The organism is Neohoeflea coraliihabitans, assembly GCF_019334345.1.
In the GTDB taxonomy this organism is placed as follows: domain Bacteria; phylum Pseudomonadota; class Alphaproteobacteria; order Rhizobiales; family Rhizobiaceae; genus Pseudohoeflea; species Pseudohoeflea coraliihabitans.
In genome coordinates, this window is record NZ_JAHWQX010000001.1 from 516,954 (window position 1) to 536,255 (window position 19,302).

General features: G+C 63.3%; 14 protein-coding genes. 4 read left to right on the plus strand and 10 right to left on the minus strand.

Going from position 1 to position 19,302, the window contains the following annotated elements; genetic code table 11:
* Positions 1-140: 140 nt before the first annotated feature.
* From KY465_RS02465 to KY465_RS02475, 3 genes are all read right to left on the minus strand, one after another.
* A complete protein-coding gene (locus tag KY465_RS02465) occupies positions 141-1,205 on the minus strand; it encodes a sensor histidine kinase (RefSeq protein ID WP_219158086.1) in 1,065 nt (354 codons plus the stop codon).
* A 199-nt stretch (positions 1,206-1,404) separates the two neighbouring features.
* A complete protein-coding gene (locus KY465_RS02470; protein ID WP_219158088.1) occupies positions 1,405-2,832 on the minus strand; it encodes a DEAD/DEAH box helicase in 1,428 nt (475 codons plus the stop codon).
* Between the two features lie 391 nt (positions 2,833-3,223).
* Positions 3,224-3,928 (minus strand): SDR family oxidoreductase, encoded by a 705-nt coding sequence (locus KY465_RS02475; protein ID WP_219158090.1) that lies wholly within the window; start codon positions 3,926-3,928, stop codon positions 3,224-3,226.
* 99 nt (positions 3,929-4,027) lie between these two features.
* On the opposite strand from KY465_RS02475, the gene KY465_RS02480 reads away from it, so the two are divergent.
* The gene (locus KY465_RS02480) at positions 4,028-4,918 is read left to right on the plus strand and encodes a LysR substrate-binding domain-containing protein (protein WP_219158092.1); all 891 of its coding nucleotides are present in this window, start codon (positions 4,028-4,030) and stop codon (positions 4,916-4,918) included.
* Positions 4,919-4,932: 14 nt separating this feature from the next.
* Here KY465_RS02480 and KY465_RS02485 read toward each other — a convergent pair whose 3' ends face one another.
* Entirely contained in the window at positions 4,933-5,829 is an 897-nt protein-coding gene (locus KY465_RS02485) for a cation diffusion facilitator family transporter (RefSeq protein ID WP_219158094.1), read from the minus strand.
* Between the two features lie 32 nt (positions 5,830-5,861).
* Entirely contained in the window at positions 5,862-8,051 is a 2,190-nt protein-coding gene (locus KY465_RS02490) for an anthranilate synthase (protein ID WP_219158096.1), read from the minus strand.
* 381 nt (positions 8,052-8,432) lie between these two features.
* Between KY465_RS02490 and KY465_RS02495 the strand changes: the two genes are divergently transcribed.
* Entirely contained in the window at positions 8,433-9,209 is a 777-nt protein-coding gene (locus KY465_RS02495; protein WP_219158098.1) for a YHYH protein, read from the plus strand.
* A 63-nt stretch (positions 9,210-9,272) separates the two neighbouring features.
* On the opposite strand, the gene putA is transcribed toward KY465_RS02495, so the two are convergent.
* Positions 9,273-12,374 carry a bifunctional proline dehydrogenase/L-glutamate gamma-semialdehyde dehydrogenase PutA gene (gene putA, locus KY465_RS02500; RefSeq protein WP_219158100.1) on the minus strand — a complete coding sequence of 1,034 codons (3,102 nt, stop codon included), beginning with the start codon at positions 12,372-12,374 and terminating at the stop codon, positions 9,273-9,275.
* Between the two features lie 130 nt (positions 12,375-12,504).
* Between putA and KY465_RS02505 the strand changes: the two genes are divergently transcribed.
* Both KY465_RS02505 and KY465_RS02510 read left to right on the plus strand, forming a co-directional pair.
* Positions 12,505-12,969: an Lrp/AsnC ligand binding domain-containing protein gene (locus KY465_RS02505; RefSeq protein WP_219158102.1), complete on the plus strand. Its 465-nt coding sequence runs from the start codon at positions 12,505-12,507 to the stop codon at positions 12,967-12,969.
* Positions 12,970-13,286: 317 nt separating this feature from the next.
* Positions 13,287-13,772, plus strand: a complete 486-nt coding sequence (locus tag KY465_RS02510; protein ID WP_219158104.1) for a PAS domain-containing protein — start codon at positions 13,287-13,289, stop codon at positions 13,770-13,772.
* Positions 13,773-13,802: 30 nt separating this feature from the next.
* On the opposite strand, the gene KY465_RS02515 is transcribed toward KY465_RS02510, so the two are convergent.
* The 4 genes from KY465_RS02515 to KY465_RS02530 are packed head-to-tail and all read right to left on the minus strand — an operon-like array spanning position 13,803 to position 19,286.
* Entirely contained in the window at positions 13,803-14,912 is a 1,110-nt protein-coding gene (locus tag KY465_RS02515) for a DUF2333 family protein (RefSeq protein WP_219158106.1), read from the minus strand.
* Entirely contained in the window at positions 14,905-16,206 is a 1,302-nt protein-coding gene (locus KY465_RS02520) for a DUF6638 family protein (protein ID WP_219158108.1), read from the minus strand. The genes KY465_RS02515 and KY465_RS02520 overlap by 8 nt, the downstream gene beginning before the upstream one ends.
* Positions 16,207-16,222: 16 nt before the next feature.
* Complete coding sequence (locus tag KY465_RS02525; RefSeq protein WP_219158110.1) at positions 16,223-18,136, minus strand: AAA family ATPase; 1,914 nt, start codon at positions 18,134-18,136, stop codon at positions 16,223-16,225.
* Positions 18,137-18,140: 4 nt separating this feature from the next.
* Positions 18,141-19,286, minus strand: a complete 1,146-nt coding sequence (locus KY465_RS02530; protein WP_219158112.1) for a hypothetical protein — start codon at positions 19,284-19,286, stop codon at positions 18,141-18,143.
* Positions 19,287-19,302: the final 16 nt, after the last annotated feature.

Genomic DNA, 19,302 nt, shown 5'->3' on the forward strand with positions numbered 1-19,302 from the left:
CGATCGTCAACATGGCAAAAAGTGATAGTTCAAACCGCCTGCCTGCGCAAGCCGCAAGCCGCAAGCCGGTCAGCGCCGGTGAAGCGCGGTCCTCTGCGCCCGCCGCGCCAATTCATCGGCGGTGGCGTGGGCAGGCGAGTTCAGCTGTCGAGCACCGAGGGGTTGGTGGTGATCGTGTAACGCAGCCCATCCGGGTGATATTCGATCTGCGCCGTACCGGAAAAATGCGCCGCGACATTGTCCTCGATCAGCCGCCTGCCGAATCCGGTCTGCGCCGGCGGGGTGACCGGCGGCCCTCCCGCCTCGCGCCAGACAAACGAGAATGCCTCTGCGTCGCGCCCCCACGAAATGTCGATGACCCCATCTTCCGTGGACAAGGCCCCGTATTTGATGGAGTTGGTCATGAGTTCATTGAGCGCCAGCGCCAGGGACAAGGCCTTGCGCCCCTGCATATGGATCTCCGGCCCGGCAGCATGAACGCGCTCGGCGGCGCCCAGCCGGTCGACCACCATATTCGTCACCAACTGCCGGATGGTTGCATCGGGATGCAGCTCCGAAAGCAGCAGTTCCTGCGCCTTGCCGAGCGTTTCGAGCCGCCCTTCAAACACCTCGAGCCGGTCTCCGATGCCGGGTACCGTCTTGAAGGTCTGCCGCGCCAGCGTCGAGACCACCGCCACCAGATTGCGCATGCGGTGATGCAGTTCGGCGTTGATCGCGACCTCGTCGCGCTGCGCGCGGACCGTCTCGGTGGTCTCGATAACCGTGTCCATGAAGCCGCGAACCACACCCTCGCCATCACGGATCGGACTGTAGCAGAAGGTAAAGAACGCCTCTTCGTCGTGCCCGCGCCGGTTGATGACCAGCGGGAAATTCTCGATGAAGGTGGCCTCTCCCGCGAACGCCTTGTCGGCAATCGGGCCGATCGTCGGCCAGGCTTCCTGCCAGATCTCGCGGAATGAACGGCCGATCGCCGCCGGCTTGTCGCCCAGCAACGGCTTGAAGGCGTCATTGTGCAGGGTCGTCAGCGCCGGCCCCCAGACGATGGCCTTCGGGAAATGTGAGCCGAGCATCAGCCCGACGGCGATGTTCAGCGCCTCCGGCCAGGCTTCAACCGGCCCGAGCGGGCTCTGCGCCCAGTCGAAGTGGCGAATGGCTTCACCAGCCTCGCCGCCGTCTCTGAGAAACGCCGGATGTGTCGCGCCCATTGCTGTTAAAGCTCCTGTTGACCGGCCCTCACAATACCCGTCGCCTCAGGCACATCTATTAACAATGACAGGCCAGGAGAACTATTTTTCATCCTTGTTTTGCCTAAAAACAACCTAGGAAACACTGCGTGCGGATTCTAACGAAAAAAGGCTCCCGGATCGCTCCGGAAGCCTTGTCATTCAGATTGCGCAGATCCGATCAGGCGGAAGCGACTGCCGGCCGCTGCCCACCGTTCTGACCACCGGATTTGCGGCGCTTCGGACGACGGTTCAGCTTGTTGCCGGGCGCGCCATGCGCCGCGCGGCCACCCTCGCCTGTGCCTGCGTTCGCCTCACCTGGCTTGCGCGGACCGCCTGGACGGCGATGCTTGTGCGGCCCCTTGTTGCCGCCGGCATTGTTGCCGGGGCGGCCATTGCCGCGGCCACCGCCGTTGCGTCCCTTCGGACCGCGACCCTGACGGGGCGCCGGCATGTCGGCTTCAGCGGCAAGATCATCGGACTGCAGGCCTTCCGGCGCCGGTAGCACCGGCACCGACAGCTTGATCAGCCGTTCGATGTCGCGCAGCTGCGACCGCTCGTCCGGCGCGCACAGGCTGATCGCCTCGCCCGAAGCACCGGCCCGGGCCGTCCGCCCGATGCGGTGGATATACACTTCCGGCACATCCGGCAGGTCATGATTGACCACCAGGCTGACACCGGGGACATCGATACCGCGTGCTGCGATGTCCGTGGCAATAAGCACCGGGATCGAACCGCGGCGAAAGCCTTCCAGCGCCCGCTCGCGCTGGCCCTGCGACTTGTTGCCATGGATCGCTGAAGAGCGGATTCCGGCCGCTTCCAGCCGCTGCACGACCTTGTTGGCGCCATGCTTGGTGCGTGTGAAGACGATCACCCGATTGCCGTCATGCGCCTCGATGACCTTCGTCAGGGCCGTCGTCTTCGCACGGTTGGAAATGTGAATGACGCCCTGCTCGATGCGATCGGCCGTGCGCGTCGCAGGCACGACTGAAATTTCCACCGGCTCACGCAGATATTTCTGCGACAATTGCCGGATTTCCTTCGGCATCGTCGCCGAGAACAGCATCGTCTGGCGCCGTTGCGGCAGCATGCCGAACACCCGGCGGATGGCCGGCATGAAACCGATATCCAGCATCTGGTCGGCTTCATCGAGCACGATCAGATGCGTCTCGTCGAGCGAGACGGCGTTCTGCCGGATCAGGTCTTCCAGCCGCCCGGGCGTGGCAATGAGGATGTCGGCGCCGCCGGCAAGAAATTTCATCTGCGGACGGATCGACACACCGCCGACCGCCAGAACGCTCCGCAGTTTCAGTCGCCGCGAGAAGTCACGGATGCTCTTGTGGATCTGCGAGGCCAGTTCGCGCGTCGGCGACAGGATCAGCGCCCGCGTCTTGCACGGCGCGGCGCGGCCGCCGCTCGACAGCTTTTCGAGGATCGGCAGCGAAAAGGCCGCCGTCTTGCCGGTGCCGGTCTGCGCCAGGCCCACCAGATCGTGGCCGGCGAGCGCCGTCGGGATCGCCTGCTCCTGAATCGGAGTCGGCGTTGTGATGGAGAGCGCGGTCAGCGCGTCGAGGATCGGCCGTGACAGGCCGAGTGTATCAAAGGACATGCGTATCTTTCCTTGGGGGAAGGCACAGCTACGCATTCGACTGCGTCACAGCTTCGCCTCGCCCGAAACGGGGTTACCCCGGCTGCCGGCATGGCAGTCGGTGATTTCGGGTTGGCGCACCGCCGCTGGATACGCGTCAATTTCATCGTGGAATGCGGGGGAAGTCAGAACACGCGGGCAAGGATCATCGTTTGATCAAGGTAGCGCGTGCAGCGGCCGAGTTGGCCCCCATCCGGTCTGCCGCCATAAGCCTGACATTGACACCGAAGTCAAGCTGCATTCCGCACATCTCCCCCGCGTCACGTGCATGGCTGCCCCAACACGGTCGCCGCAACCCGCTGTTTGCCCGTGGTTTTCTCCCATTCTGCCGCAATTGGGGCGCGGTGCAGCTCTACACCGCGCGCGTCAAACCACCGTCAATGCGCAGGTTCTGCCCCGTCATATATGCGCCTTCCTTCGAGGCCAGCCAGGAAATCAGCGACGAGACCTCATCCGCATGACCGTAGCGGCCCATGGGGATACGCGCTTTCCGGTCCTCGGTTTCCGGCAGGCTGTCGATAAAGCCCGGCAGCACATTGTTGATGCGGATATTGTCGCCGGCATATTTGTCGGCATAAAGCTTGCTGAACGCCGCCAGGCCGGCACGAAATACGCCGGAGGTGGGAAACAGCGGATCCGGCTCGAACGCGGCGAAGGTCGAGATATTGATGATCGCGCCGCCACCCTGCTTCTGCATGATCGGCGTGACGAGCCGCGTCGGCCGCACGACATTCATCAGATAGACTTCCATGCCGCGATGCCAGTCCTCATCCGAGATCTCCAGGACGGGACCCTTGGGCCCATGCCCGGCGGAGTTGACCAGAACATCGATCCGTCCCCAGCGCTCTCTGGCGCCATCGACCAGCGCCTGCAGGTCCTTGGGCTCAAGATTGGAACCGGTGACGCCGAAGCCGCCGAGCTCATTGCCGAGCGCCTCGCCCTTGCCCGACGAGGACAGGACGCCGACCTTGAAGCCGTCAGCGGCCAGCCGCCGCGCCGCATCGGCACCCATGCCGCTGCCGCCAGCCGTGATGAGAGCTACTTTTTCTGCTGACATGCGATGTCTCCTTTGCACGTTTCATGGCAAGACATATCCGGTATCATCCGCAAAACCCAACCATGTTTTCATCACGTTGATTGTAGAAAAATTACTGCCATGAATCAGCCACTGCCATCGTTGAATGCCTTGCGGGCCTTCGAAGCCGCCGGCCGAAATCTCACTTTTCGCGCCGCTGCCGCGGAACTTGGCGTCACCCAGGGCGCAGTTGCCCAGCAGGTGCGTGCCCTCGAAGCCACCCTCGGCGTGCCACTGTTCAAGCGCCACGCCAAGGGACTGGCGTTGACGACGGCCGGGCGCGGCTATCATGGCCGAATTGGCGAGGCGTTTGCGACCATCCGTGAAGCCACCGCAATGCTGCAGCCGGGTATCGACCGGGTCATGATCAGCGTCACCCCGACCTTTGCCGCCAAGTGGCTGATTCCGAATTTGCCCGCCTTCAGCGCCGCGCATCCGGAGATCGATCTCCGGGTCCTGGCCACAGAGAGCCGCTCGAGCTTTCACGGGGACGGCATCGATCTCGCCATCCGCCAGGGCAGCCCGCCCTTCGGCGCCAGCCTGCACAGCCATCTGATGTTTCGCAACACGATCATCGCCGTCGCCGCACCAGCCTTGCTGACGGGAAAGGCACCGATGACCGCCGAAGCGCTGGAAAGTCTCCCGCGTCTGCATGACGGCCATGATCTGTGGCCCCGGTTTTCTGCCCGGCTGGGCCTTTCGCCGCACGATTCCGAGCGCACCGCACGCGGCATGCGCTTCAATCAGACGGCCCTGACCATCGACGCGGCGCTCGCCGGCCAGGGCGTCGCACTCGCCAGCCGTTTTCTCGTCGAGCGCGATCTCAACGCCGGCCAGCTCGTGCAGCTCACACAGGAGAGCCTGACCGAGGAAACCGCTTTTTACCTGATCCTGCGGCGTGGCCCGCAACGCAGCGAGGCGATCGAGAAGGTTGTTGCCTGGCTTCTGGCCAGGGCGGCGCCGGATGCATGATCGGGCTGGCGCGGCTACAGAACCACGCCCTCGTCCTTTGCCTTGTGTCCGGGTTCAACATGAATGGTCACCTTGACACCGGGAACCTCGCGCCGCAGCACATTTTCCAGCCGGTCACAGATCTGGTGCGACGTCTCGACCGTCATGTCACCATCGACCACCAGGTGGAACTCGACGAACGAGGCATAACCGGCGCGGCGTGACTTGATGTCATGCGCTTCGATCGCCCCGGTCGCATGCGCGGCGATCAGCTGGCGGATGCGCTCTTCCTCATCCGGCGCAACGGCGCCATCCATCAGCCCGGCCACCGACGATCCGATCACCTTCCAGCCCTGCCACAGGACATTGCCGGCCACCAGCAGCGCCAGGATCGGGTCGAGAATCGGCACATCGAGCCACAGAGCCAGCACCAGACCGACGATCACGCCTCCGGAACTGATCACGTCGGTGAGGATATGGCGGCCATCAGCTTCCAGCGCCGGTGAGCGGAAGGCGCGCCCCTCACGGATCAGCACCATGGCCCAGACGCCGTTGATCAGCCCCGCAAAGATGTTGACGGCGATGCCTTCCACCGGGGCCGTGATCAGCCCGGGTGACACAAGCGCCGCAACAGCCTCACGCACGATCAGCAAGGCCGCAAGCACAATGAGAACGCCTTCGATGACGGCGGAAAAATACTCGGCCTTGTGGTGCCCGAACGGATGATCGGCATCCGCCGGCTTCTGCGCATAGCTGACCGCCACGAACGCCACCATCGCCGCGATCACGTTGACGATCGATTCCAGGGCGTCCGAGAAAAGCGCCACAGACCCGGTCAGTTGCCAGGCGATGAATTTCAGACCCATGACCGCAAGCGCCAGCGGAATCGACCAGAAGGCCAGCCGGCGCACCGTTGTCTCGCGCGAAGTCATGCCGCCTCACTTTCCGGCTCGAAACAGGGCCCTCAGGCGGCCTTGATGTCCTTGCGACGCGCCAGATGCGCCACGACATTCTCGATCATCCGCATTCCGGCATCCTGCCCCAGCGTCATGATCGATTCGGGATGGAATTGCACCGCCGCGATTGGCAATTCGCCGTGTTCGATCGCCATGATCACGCCATCGTCCGTCTCGGCGGTGACGCGAAACTCGCGTGGCAATGTCGCATTGTCGGCGAAGATCGAGTGATAACGCCCGACGGTCACCTCGTTCGGCAAGCCGGAAAAGATGATGCCATTGCGCGCCACCTTGATGCGTGATGGCTTGCCATGCATCGGCAGCGCCAATTCGCGCAGATCGCCGCCGAAACTCTCGGTCAGCGCCTGCAGGCCGAGGCAAACGCCGAACAGCGGCAGGTCCTTCTCGCGCGCCGTGGCGATGGTTCGCGCACAGTCGAAATCCTTCGGACTGCCCGGTCCCGGCGACAGCACCACCAGATCGGGTGCCAGCCGGTCGATGAGCGCAGCATCGATCGGACCGCGAACCGTCGTCACGCGCGCCCCGGTCTGGCGGAAATAGTTGGCCAGCGTGTGCACGAAACTGTCTTCGTGATCGACCAAGAGGATGTTTATCCCCTCCCCGACCGCGGCGCTGGCACGCCCCGCGACATCGGCATTGCCGCGGCCCGCATCGCGGATCGCCGACAGCATCGCCGAGGCTTTCAGCTCGGTCTCGGCTTCTTCGTCCTCCGGCACTGAATCGTAGAGCAATGTCGCACCGGCGCGCACTTCGGCAATGCCGTCCTTGACGCGGATGGTGCGCAGCGTCAGCCCGGTATTCATGTCCCCATTGAAATTGACCATGCCGATGGCGCCGCCATACCAGGCACGCGGGCTCTTCTCGTTGTTCTCGAGAAAACGCATCGCCCATAATTTCGGGGCACCGGTCACGGTCACCGCCCAGGTGTGCGACAGAAAGGCGTCGAACGCGTCCATGCCGTCGCGCAGCCGGCCCTCGATGTGGTCGACCGTGTGGATCAGCCGCGAATACATCTCGATCTGACGCCGCCCGATCACTTTCACCGAGCCCGGCTCACAGACCCGGCTCTTGTCGTTGCGGTCGACATCGGAGCACATCGTCAGTTCCGACTCGTCCTTTTTCGAGTTCAGCAATTTGAGGATCTGTTCGGAATCGGAGATCGCATCATCACCGCGCTTGATCGTCCCGGAAATCGGGCAGGTCTCGACGCGCCGGCCGTTGACCCGCACGAACATCTCCGGTGACGCACCGATCAGATATTCCTGTTCACCCAGATTGATGAAGAACGAATAGGGCGATGGATTGATGGCCTTCAGCCGCCGCGAAATGTCCGACGGCTTGCTCTCGCAACGCTCGAAGAACGTCTGGCCGGGAACCACCTCAAACAGATCGCCGCGCTTGAAATGCTCCTTGGCGCGCCGCACCAGTTCGGCATATTCGCCCGGTGTGTGATCGCCCTTTGGCGGCAGCGTATCGCTCGGCCGGAACGGCGCTTCCGGCAGCGTGCCGTCCTGGCCTTCGGTCGACACATCTCCGAGCGCAAAATCGTAGCGGTCGATCCACGCTTCCGCCGAATAGTGATCGACCACCAGGATCTCATCCGGCAGGTAAAGCACCAGATCGCGCTGCGTCTCAGGCCGCTTCAGCTTGAAAGGCACCGGGTCGAACTGGAAGGTCAGGTCATAGCCGAAGGCGCCATACAGCCCGATATTGCCGTCTTCCGCGGAATAAAACAGATCGACAAGCACGCGCAGCACCGAAAACACGGTCGGCGCCTTCGAGCGCTCCTCTTCCGTCAGCCCGCCCTTCGGTTCGGCGATCGTGATCTCGATCCGCCGTGCCGCGCAAGCGGTGACGCGAAAATCAGCATGGCCTTCAAGCCGGGGCGCCAGCATGGCAATCAGCGCCGCACCGCGGTCGTTATACGCCTCGATGGTCAAGGCGCGGCCATGCGAGGTGATGCCGAGCGGCGGATCGACGATCGCCGTATCCCAGCGGGTGTAGCGGCCCGGATATTCGTAGTTCGACGAGAACACCGCGCCGCGCCGGCTGTCGAGCGCATCGATATAGCTCGATATCGCCTCGCCGTAGGCGGTTGGCCGGCGCCGTCGGGTGACCGTGACACCGCCGCGCGTCTGATAGCGCTCGCCGCCGTCCTGCAATTGTTCGGTTCCCATTTCGCTCTCCGCTTCACCCGCCCGGATCGCGGCGGATACGAAAAAGCCGCCTGGAACGATCCCGGGCGGCTTGTTGATCTCATGCAAACATGCGTGGTCAGCGCCGCCGGATGCGGATCCACCACCAGATGATGCTCTGAGAAATTTCGCTCATGGCCCCTCTTACCGCGCGCCACCAGGCGGCGCAAGCATGAAAGCCATGTGCCGCAAGCGCGGTAGAAACCGCAATCCGTGCCGGCGCTGCATGGCCGGTTTTGCGACACCGAAACCGCCTCCGCGTCCGCCGCGCATGACCAATTTGTAACCTTGCTTCCATTTTTCGGAAAGGACGGTTAGGCCAGTCTTTTACTGCAAAATGCTTTTTTCAACGAAGGAATTGCCATGACCATCCAAGATTTCAGGCTCAAATTCATTCCCGCCGCGGCCGCCCTTTTCGGCTTGATCGTCGCCCCGACCATTGCCCTGGCTGCCAAGGGCTCGGCCCGCATCACCAAGAGTGGCGGCAGCATCTGTCTGGCCTCCGACGGACTTCCCGACCATGGCACCGGCCGTTTTCCCAACCGCAACAATCCGCACGCCATGCGCGCCCAGAACATCAGGGTCTGCGTTCCCGCCAACCCGCAAAAGACCGGCCACGCCCAGACCCTGCGCGGCTCGATCGGTTTCGCGCTGAACGGCGTCATGATCCAGCCGGGCACCGCCGACTATTACGATCCGCGATCGCCGCGCAAACATTCGCGCAACGGCAACCGCAACTGGAAACTCGATGGCATGGGCGCCGGACGGCAGCTCGGTCTCGATACCAACAATGCGCATGTCGATCATCGCGGCCTGTACCACTATCACGGCAAGCCGACGGGCTTTCTCTCCCAGGCCAGTTCATCCCTGATCGGCTTTGCCGCCGACGGCTTCGAGATCCACTATGTCGGCGGTGCGGCCCGCTCGGGCTATACGCTCAAGCCCGGCCAGCGCGATGGCGGACCGGGCGGACGCCACGACGGCACCTATGTGCAGGACTGGCGCTTCACCGGTGGACCGGACACGCTCGACAAGTGCAATGGCGGCACCTTCGGCGGCAAGTTCGTCTATTTTCTCACCGACACCTACCCCTATTATCCGCCATGCCTGTGGGGCAAGGTTGAGCGCGGTTTCCGTTGACACACACACCGCTGCGAGGTCCGGCAACCCCGGGCCTTGTCGGCGGGATCTGGCGCCAGAATGCTAGCCGTCGCCGATGGCGATCAGACTGGCATTGCCGCCCGATGCCGCCGTGTTGACCGAGACCACCTGCTCGACCGCGAAGCGGGAGAGATAGTTCGGCCCCCCGGCCTTGAACCCGGTTCCTGAAAGGCCCGATCCGCCGAAAGGCTGCGTGCCGACGACCGCCCCGATGATGTTGCGGTTGACATAGACATTGCCCGTGTCGAGCCGGTCGACCACCTTGCGCACGGTGGCCTCGATCCGCGTGTGCACCCCGAGCGTCAGGCCGAAACCGGTGGCATCGATCGCGTCGAGCACCTTGTCGAGCTCCTTTGCCTTCCAGCGCACCACGTGCAGCACCGGGCCGAAAATTTCGCGTTCCAGGCTTTGCGGTCGCTTCAGTTCGACAATCGTGGGCGCGAAAAACGTGCCGCGATTGGGCACCTCGCCCTGATAGATGACGCGCTCGCGGCTGCGCATCCGGTCCACATGCGCCGCAAGCATGGTTCGCTGCTCCTCGTCGATCACCGGCCCGACATCGGTCGAAAGCTGCATCGGATCGCCCAGCTTCAGCTCCCGCGCCGCGCCAGCGATCATCTCCAGCATGCGGTCGGCAACATCCTCCTGCAGATAAAGCAGCCGCAAGGCTGAACAGCGCTGTCCGGCCGAGCGAAAGGCTGACATCACGACATCATCGGCCACCTGTTCGGGCAGCGCCGTGCCATCGACGATCATGGCGTTGAGCCCGCCGGTTTCGGCAATGAACGGCACGATCGGGCCGTCCTTCGCCGCCAGGGTCCGGTTGATCGCCCGTGCGGTCTCGGTCGAGCCGATAAAGGCAATGCCGCCGATACGCGGATGCGCGCTCAGCGCCGCGCCGACATCGCCCTCGCCCGGCAGATACAGCAGCGCGTCCTCGGGGATCCCGGCGGCATGCAGAAGCCGCACCGCCTCATGCGCAATCAACGGCGTCTGCTCGGCCGGCTTGGCAATCACCGCATTGCCCATCGCCAGTGCCGCGCTGACCTGCCCGAGGAAGATCGCCAGTGGAAAGTTCCACGGAGAGATACAGGCAAACACCCCGCGCCCCCGCCAGCCGAGACGGTTTTCCTCGCCGGTCGGGCCCGGCAGGATCTGCAGCCCGGCGCACATCTTGCGTGCCTGCGCCGCGTAGTAGCGCAGGAAATCCACGGCTTCGCGCACCTCGGCAAGTCCATCATCGAGCGTCTTGCCGGCTTCGCGCGCCAAGAGCACCATGAAACGATGGCGCTCTGCCTCCAGCCGGTCGGCCGCCTGTTCCAAAGCCTCTGCCCGCACAGCCACCGGCGTTCTTGACCAATTGGTAAAGCCTTTCAACGCCGTTGCCATGGCTGCATCGACATCTTCAGGACGAGCGAAGACGACACTGCCAAGATCGAGCTCCGGATCGTGCGGCGCCGCCAATTTCCGTGCCGGTCCGGCGCTCTTCAACCCCGGCACCAGCGGCCGCGCATCGACGCGCGCCGTGTTTTCTTGCATGGCCTCTAACAGCGCCGCCACGGCGCCGCGGTCACCGAATTCCAAACCGGCCGAATTGCGCCGTTCGCCGTAAATCTCCAGGGGCAGAGGAATGTAACCGTTGCGCGCCGATCGGCCATCCGCCAGTCCGAGCTTGTCGGCCGGACGCACGAGCAGATCGCTGATCGGAATGTCGCGATCGCCGGCAACCGCCACGAACGAGGAATTGGCTCCGTTTTCCAACAGGCGCCGCACCAGATAGGCCAGCAGATCGCGATAGCCGCCGACCGGCGCATAGATGCGGCAGGCAACCCGCGCCTTGCCGGCCATCAGGCTGGCATACAGCGCCTCGCCCATTCCGTGCAGACGCTGGAATTCGTAGCCCTCGGCGCCGCCGGCCATCTCGAGGATCGTCGCCACGGTGAGAGCATTGTGGGTCGCAAATTGCGGATACAGCACGGCGCGCATGTCCAGAAGCTTGCGGGCGCAGACCAGATAGCTCAGATCGGTGGCCGGCTTGCGTGTGAACACCGGATAGTCATCGAGGCCGCGCTCTTGCGCCCGCTTGACCTCGGTGTCCCAGTAGGCGCCCTTGACCAGACGCACCATCATCTTGCGGTCAAGCCGCCGGCACAGATCGCCGACATGATCGATCAGCTGCGGCGCGCGCTTCTGATAGGCCTGGATGGCGAGGCCGAAACCGTCCCAGCCGGCCAGCGAAGGATCGGCGAACACCCGGTCGATGACATCGACGGACAGTTCCAGCCGGTCCGCCTCCTCGGCATCGATGGTGAAATTCAGATCATGCGCCTTGGCCATCTGCGCCAGTTCGATGACATCGCCGACCAGACGGTCGACCACCTCGTCGCGATGCGTGGCGATATAGCGCGGATGCAGGGCCGACAATTTCACCGAAATGCCCGGCCTGTCGGGCAGCGCCTTGCCGGAATTCAACTTTGCCGCCGCCTTGCCGATCGCCGCAATGGCATTTGCATACGACTTGAAATAGTGCTGCGCATCGGCGCGGGTCCGCGCCCCCTCGCCGAGCATGTCGAAGGAATGGCGATAGCCCCGCGCTTCGTTCTTCGCCGCGCGCGACAAGGCTTCCGAGATCGTCTCGCCGAGCACGAAGTGATGGCCGAGAAACCGCATCGCCTGGCGCGTCGCCGTGCGCACGGTCGGCATCCCCATCCGCTTGACCAGACCACGCATCACCCCTTCCGGGGTCTCGCCCGGCGAAATGACCCGCGCCGACAGTCCCAGCGCCCAGGCCGAGGCCGAGACGAACCAGGTATCGCCATGCGCTTCGTGCTCGCTCCAGTGTCCTTCCCTCAGCTTGTCCTCGATCAGCTTGTCCTGCGTGACCGCATCGGGCACCCGCAGCAATGCCTCGGCGAGCACCATCAGCGCCAGCCCCTCGCGTGTCGACAGGCCGTATTCGCGCAGGAAATCCTCGACCCCGCCGATCGACCCGGCACCATCGCGGATCGCCTCGATCATCTGCGTCGCACGCCGATCGATAGCGGCGTTCTGGCTGTCGGTGAAATCCATCTGCGCCGCCAGCTCGGCGATCAGCCGGTCATCGTCCGGCGCATAGGGGGCATGAAACGGAGCAATGGCTGTCATGGAGAACTCCCTGGGACGGCTGTGATTTCAACCGTTGATCTGCCTAGGATAACCGAAATGGATTTGCAAAATTCACTATTTATGATTATATCTTTAGTGATTTTCTCTAGAAACTTAGGAAATATTGGGTATGAGAAAGGGCATTGATCGACTGGACCGCAAGATCCTGCGCGCCCTACAGGATGACGGTAGGCTTTCGAACCTGCAATTGGCCGAGCATGTCAGCCTGTCGCCAACCGCCACCGCCGAACGTCTCAAACGCTTGACGCGTGACGGCTACATCCTCGGCTATCAGGCCTGTCTGTCGCCCGAAAAGCTTGACCGCGGCATGCTGGTTTATGTTGAGGTCAAGCTTGACCGGACCACGCCCGATGTTTTCGAAAGCTTCGCGGCCGCCGTCCGCCGCTCCGCCGACGTGATGGAGTGCCACATGGTCGCCGGTGGATTTGACTATCTGGTCAAGGCGCGCGTGCAGGGCATGGAAACCTACAGAGCCTTCCTGTCCGACGTCATCCTGTCTCTGCCGGGCGTGCGCGAAACGCATACCTACCCGGTGATGGAAGAGATCAAGAACACCGATAAGCTGCCGGTTTGACCGCCATCTAATGGAAGCGGAGCAAAAACCAGTCGAATATTACTGAAAAGTGTGATATTCGATTTTTCGAAGCAGCTTGACGCGGCGGCCCAAGAGGATGTTGTATCTTACAAAGGACCCTTGCGGCCCGCTGGACCTTCGGTCACGCAGCATTCGGATGGCATTGGAACAACGTTTATTGCGGCACGAAACGGCGGATAAAGGGCGCCGGCCGGCACAACCAGACACAACCGGTCACCACCTTTCCGGCTACCGCTTCCGGACCTGAAAAATTCCGAGCGCTCGACCAACGCGGCGCCGCTGATGGGGGACGTTCAGTGATAGTACGCTTCGAACATGATGACGATCGGCGTTTACCCCAGGATCTCGACCATATTCGGATGAGCGGCGACGAACTGTTTGAACTTGTCTGTGCCCACCAGAAATACGGGTTCTGGCGCGCCGAGCTCGATACCGGCTCCGTCTACTGGTCATTCGACATCTACGATATCTACGGCATGGAATATTCGACGGGCCCGGTGAATCTGCTCAAGGCCAATCAGGCGATCCATCCCGACGACCTGCCCTATATGCTCGAATTGATGGAACGCACGGCCCAGGAGCGAACTGGCCATCATTTCATTGTGCGCCTGAAGACGGCCAGTGGCCGCTACACCTATGTCCGCTCCGTCGGTCGCTTTCGCGTCACCGAAGAAGGCCGCGAAGAACTGTATGGCATATTCATCCAGTTTCACGATCGCGTGCCGCTGGTCGGCATCACCGGTCAGCCCCATTTGCCGAACCTTCGTCCCGTCGCCTTATAAGACCGTCAGACCTGCTCGAAAATGCCGCTGCTAGCGGTCGAGAATGTCGCGCATTTCCACCAGGTTGGAGCGCACCCGCAGCAGATAGAACCCCATTGTTGCCAGATGCGACGGCATGATCCAGCTTGCCTCGTTGCCGTTCGACACGATGGCTGGCGTCATGTCGAGAGCACTGCGCAACTGCCTGTTGGCGCGATCCCAGACACTGACGATGCGGCGATCATCATAGACCTCGCGAAAGTCCGACTGCGTGGCCTGCAGGATGCCGTAATAGGCGTAGAGCTGCCCATAGGTGAACCAGAAGCGATCGTCGGCGCGCGGGTCGAACCAGCCGAGATCACTCGCCTCCATCTGCGCCCGCAGGATGTCCGAGGTCGAACCGATATCGCCGGAAATCCGGTCGAGAAACTGCAAGAGATTGTCGGCGCGCGCGTCGAAATCACCCTGACAGGCGGCGAGCTCGGCATTGAAACCCGCCAGTGCCCGCATCGCCTGACGCTGCCGCTCCGGTGTCGAGGGCTGGATGAAGGGGGGCGTGAAGGTCAGCCACCAGGCGTCTTCGTCATAGGACGTCGCCTGGCGCGCATCCTGCAAATTCTGGTTGATCTGCGAGGTGCCGCGCACCCGCCCGAGCCGGTCGACCAGTTCCACTGTGGTGCGCCGCACCACCTGGTTGATGCCGAGCTGGAAGGCGGCCTTATTGTCGAGAAACGGCGTATATTTCCAGTCGAGCCCGAACAGCCCGGCCTTCGACAGCGGGTGGGAGGGCACCCACGTATTCACGTTGACATTGAAATCGATCAGATCGTGCGTCACCTCGACGATCGCCGAGCTTGCGCATTGGCCGCTGTCGCCGGTCACCGGTTCGCCCGGCGAGGCGGGCCGTTCGGCAAAGGCATAGGAGGCGGGATAATCGGGATCCCAACCGGTCCAGCGCTCCGCCACGAACAGGAAGTGACCATAGCCGACGACAAGAGCCGCCAGCAGCACAAGGACCGGCAATCGGACCATCCAGCCACGCCGGCGATACCAGCGGCCAAGCGCCACGAATGGCCACGCCAGGACGGCGACCACCCAACCGATCCCCCGGCCAATGGCATGAAAGACGCGCTCGAAAAACGCGATGATCGGGTCAAGCATTCTCGTTCGCTCCGTCAAGGCCGTATAGGCGCGCCCGCAGCGCCCGCTTGTTGGGAAGGTAGGCGTTCACGAGCCAGCTCACAACATGCGCACGAAAATTCTCCGGGTAGCCTGCATAGGTTTCGTAAAAACCCTGCTTGTCGAACATGAAGCGGCTGGCGAAATCGAAGGGCGCCAGGCGCGCCAGCAGCCGGTTGACCAGCCATTTGTCGTCATGCTCGGGATTGGCCCGCACGAGGAGCAGGCGGCGCTCCGGTGCGATCTCGTCAAGCCGGACAATGCCATCGCGCGCCACCTCGTTCAGGGCTTGCTGAAAAAACGGATACAGCCCGTCCTCGGCGACCGCAGCCGCATGCCGCTGCACATAGGTCTGCAGCCAGACCGCATCCTTGCCGTCAAGCTCGATCTCCGGCGCCGTCCGTCCAATCAGCGCCCGCACCGCCATTTCCGCCCGATGCGCCAGCAGGCCGGAACGCTCGACCCAGGACGCCTGCGGCACCTGGATACGCTTGCTGCGCGCCAAAAAATCGAAAATGCGCTGATGGTCGCGGATATCGATATAGCTGACCTCCCAGGGACGTGAACGCCGGAAGCCGGGCGCCTCGCGGTCGCCGATCACCACCATGCTCCGCGCGTCGCGAAACAGGAACACGCCGCCGAAATGGTCGGCCCAGAACGACCGGTGCGGAAACACCAGCTGATCGGGAACCAGCCGGTTGTGCCTTATGTCGCCGGTCTCCTGCGCCAGCGCCACCATGCGCGCCAGCATCGCCTCGTCGCGCCAGGCCTCGGCGCTTGTTTCAAGCCGGTCCACCAGCGTGCGCAATTCTGCCGCCTTGCCGGTCAGGTCATCGGCCGACAGGACCCGGAACCGCACCTCCTCGATGCGCAGCAGGTCCTCGATGTCCTCCACCTGCGTGACATCTTCCTCGATCTCGCCGTACAGGGCATCCTTGATCGTTACCGCCGAGATGACCCGGCGATTGGCCTCGAAGAAGGCATGCATCAGCCCCGCCGTATTCGAAAATCGCGTGTGAACGACCGGCAGCCCCTCCTGTTCGGGGGTCAGGATGATGAAGCGGCGGTTGACGCCATTCGGATCGAGATAATCGCGGTCGCCGAGTGCTGCGGCGATCTCCGGTGAAAAACCGGTCATGTCGATGGAAAATCGCTCAAGTCCGGTTGGCGCCACACCGAACGCCGACAGCGCCTTGTTGTAGCGCGCGATCAGATGCGGCGCCTCGACCGCATGCAGCCGGCCGTAAATCAGCGCCTGTTCCGCCAGCCGTTTCATCCGCCCATCCCGTCGTTCATTGCCAGCGTCCGTCGCGTTTCATCGCCTCGATCTTTGCGGCCGCCTGCTGGCGTTGCCGCTCACGCCGGACGATCTCCTCGACCGCGGCGCTGTCGGCGCGGTCGCTGTAGCGGAATTCCGAATCCGCATAGCGATGGATCTCCTGCATCACCATTTCGAGGGTAAAGGGCGTCCGCAACTCCGAGATCATCGCCAGCTTGTCATCATAGCTCTTGCGCAGGAACGCATCCGGCGTTTCAAACCAGGCATCCGGCAGATCGATATCCATCGTCCGCATCTTGATCGCATCGGTGATGTTCTTGATCGCCCGGCCGGTAAAACGCGGCTCCGCCTGTTTGATCATGTGCAGATAGATGCCGAGATCGCGCAGGGTCCTTGCCGGCCCGTGCGTCGCGGTGAAGCGCTCCCAGACAGCCTGCAGCCGCGCCTCATCGGGCCGGTCGTGGTCCGCGAAGGCGCGCCTCACCGCCTGCCGGATCTGCTGTCCTTCGAAAAGCGCATGATCGCCGAGCGGAATGGCATGGTTGTCGCCCGCCAGCAGCGCGAAAATATCGATATAGTCGGCTTCGCTCTGCGGCCCGTCGATCAGCCAGCGCGCTCCTGCCCGCTGGCGCAGCGCATCATCGACATTCTCCGGATAGTTCGAGAACATGCCGAACAGACAATTGCCGCGCACCACGGTTCCCGCCCCGGCAAAGGCCTCCATCAGCACCGCCGTCACCTCCTGCTGGCCTGCCGAGGCCCGGTCATCGGACCGCTTTGCCGCTACCTGGTCGATATCGTCGATCGTGCCGAAACCGATCGCCCGCGGATTGACGACATTGTCGATGAACGCCTTGCAGTTCTGTCCGGATTTTCCCTGGTAGGACGAGATCTGGTCGACGCCGAAATTCTCGTAATGGAACGGGTAGCCGGCCATCTGACAATAGTCATTGATCAACCCGGCCATCATCTGGATCAGGATCGTCTTGCCCGTCCCCGGCGCACCATCGCCGATGAAGGTGAAGACAAAACCGCCCAGTTCGACGAACGGATTCAGTTGCCGCTCGAAATCATAGGCGACGATCATCCGGGCCAGGCGCATTGCCTGATGCTTGGCGAGATGATTGCCGATGATCTCCTCTGGCTTCTTGAAGTCCATCACCAGCGGCCGGCGACGCTGCCCGGGAGCCACCTCGAATCCGTCAAGCGTGAAATCATCGCTTTCCAGCCGGATATGCGCCTGCGCAAAGGAGGCCAGCGCCGCAAAGCGGCCCCGCCGCACCAGCAGCGCATCGATCGCCTCGCGCGCAAAGGCCCGTGTCCGCGCCACCATCACCGCATCATCGCCGGCGCCGTCGATCGTGGCATCGAGCCCGGCCAGCAGCGCTTTCAACGCATCCTGCGGTGTATCGAACGCAAGGTCCGGCTCTTCATCGGCGTTTAGCGGTTCACTCTCGCCATCGACCGTCTGCAGCAGATAGGCGGCAAAACTGAAGGCGGCGACATAGCTCGAGGCGGAAAGCAGCGCATGAAACCGCGCCGCATCATCACCCTGCAAGGGCTGGCTGCGATTGCGCGCCTGCAAATCCTCGAGATGGCTCTGGCGGGCAAACTGATCGGCCACCGCCAGCGCCACCGCCACGCCACGCCGAACACGGTAGACCAGCGTGTGCCGTGCCGGCGACAGCAGCGGATCGTCGGGCGTCAGGGCCGCGACCGTCTTCGCGAACTCGATCTCGCGCGTGCGCCGCATCCCGCCGGTCGCCACCGTCGAGACAAAGCGCCGTCCGGTCCCGGCCAGCGGCGTTGAACGACCGCCGCCCTCTGCGGTCAACAGGACGAAACGGGTAATGAGCGCCTGTGCGGTCTGCCGATGCGCATCGACATCGTCTTCCGAAAGCGCGGTCAGGCCGGTGCTCTGGCTCACTCTCTCATACCTCGCTGATCACCTGATTGCCGGAAATGACATGCACCCTGTAATCGTCGAAGACGCGTTTTGCTTCGCCTTCCGCATACAGGGCCTGATAGGCGTCATGCGGCACCAGCGCGTGCTTCTCGTAGCCGCTGACCCCTTGCCGCACCGCTTCGAGATTGGCGGTGTCGATAAAATACTCCTCCGCCGCCGGCGTGTCGCTCCACAGTCCACGCTTGGCCGGCCGCTCCGCCTGGGAAAACACCTCCTGGATGGTCCAGGTCAGCACCCAGCGATTGTCCGGCGCGCGCACCCGCGTCAGGATCTCGCTCACCCGGTCGCCGATTTCCGTCAGCCCGGCGCCGTAAAACGGACCGAGCACGACGCGGCGCAGCTGTTTCGGGTGCAGCTCCGGGAAGTCCTGGTCAATATTCTGCGCAATCGTCGCCGGCGACAGCGAATAGGCGCCGTGGCGTTCCGCGGAGGCATCGAAATCCCGGGCCAGGCGCGGGTTCAAAAGCCCGCCGACCGGCAGCGGTATATCCACCGCCTCGTTAAGCTGGCCGTCTTCCGTGACCAGCATCCGGGCGATATCCGGGCTCGAATCCTCGATGCTCGCCATGTAGATCATCGGCAACATCTGGCTGCCATCGTAAACGCCCCAATGCACCACGTAAAAAGGCCGCTGCGTCTTCGGATTGACCGAAACCCGGATCGTCTCCGGCAGCACGAACGGCGAGAACACCGCGCCATCGTCGAGGCTTTCGAGATAAAGCCGCTCGGCCATCTGTTTTTTCAGCGCGCCGGGATAGGCCTTGTGCCGCAAGATGAAATCGGCCATCTCGCGGCGCAGCGCCGGTGCATCGGGCAGGCTCGCCAGCCGCGCCGCCGCCCCGGCCCGGTCGCTCTCCAGTTCAAGCAGCGTCTGATAGACGGGAAAACCGCTCTCGGCGCGCGCGATGCGAAAGCGTTCGGCAAAGCCGAGACGGTTCTCCCACGCCGCGAAGCTGGCTTCGAGCCGCGCCACGTAACCGGCCACCACGCCGGCCACCAGCGAATGCTTGTAGAGCGGCGAGCCGGCGTCGGCGAGATAGACCCGCAGGCCGGCCAGCGCCGCCCGCATCGACGCGAAATATGCGGTCGCGGCATCCGGTCCCGGCGGCATCAAAGGTCTCCGCGCT

Excerpts from the sequence above, each read along its gene's own strand:
- KY465_RS02505 (WP_219158102.1), top strand. The coding sequence starts at position 12,505 with ATGAGAAAGGGCATTGATCGACTGGACCGCAAGATCCTGCGCGCCCTA.
- KY465_RS02480 (WP_219158092.1), top strand. The coding sequence starts at position 4,028 with ATGAATCAGCCACTGCCATCGTTGAATGCCTTGCGGGCCTTCGAAGCC.
- KY465_RS02520 (WP_219158108.1), bottom strand. The coding sequence starts at position 16,206 with ATGAAACGGCTGGCGGAACAGGCGCTGATTTACGGCCGGCTGCATGCG.
- KY465_RS02485 (WP_219158094.1), bottom strand. The coding sequence starts at position 5,829 with ATGACTTCGCGCGAGACAACGGTGCGCCGGCTGGCCTTCTGGTCGATT.
- putA (WP_219158100.1), bottom strand. The coding sequence starts at position 12,374 with ATGACAGCCATTGCTCCGTTTCATGCCCCCTATGCGCCGGACGATGAC.
- KY465_RS02470 (WP_219158088.1), bottom strand. The coding sequence starts at position 2,832 with ATGTCCTTTGATACACTCGGCCTGTCACGGCCGATCCTCGACGCGCTG.
- KY465_RS02465 (WP_219158086.1), bottom strand. The coding sequence starts at position 1,205 with ATGGGCGCGACACATCCGGCGTTTCTCAGAGACGGCGGCGAGGCTGGT.
- KY465_RS02495 (WP_219158098.1), top strand. The coding sequence starts at position 8,433 with ATGACCATCCAAGATTTCAGGCTCAAATTCATTCCCGCCGCGGCCGCC.
- KY465_RS02515 (WP_219158106.1), bottom strand. The coding sequence starts at position 14,912 with ATGCTTGACCCGATCATCGCGTTTTTCGAGCGCGTCTTTCATGCCATT.
- KY465_RS02475 (WP_219158090.1), bottom strand. The coding sequence starts at position 3,928 with ATGTCAGCAGAAAAAGTAGCTCTCATCACGGCTGGCGGCAGCGGCATG.
- KY465_RS02530 (WP_219158112.1), bottom strand. The coding sequence starts at position 19,286 with ATGCCGCCGGGACCGGATGCCGCGACCGCATATTTCGCGTCGATGCGG.
- KY465_RS02490 (WP_219158096.1), bottom strand. The coding sequence starts at position 8,051 with ATGGGAACCGAACAATTGCAGGACGGCGGCGAGCGCTATCAGACGCGC.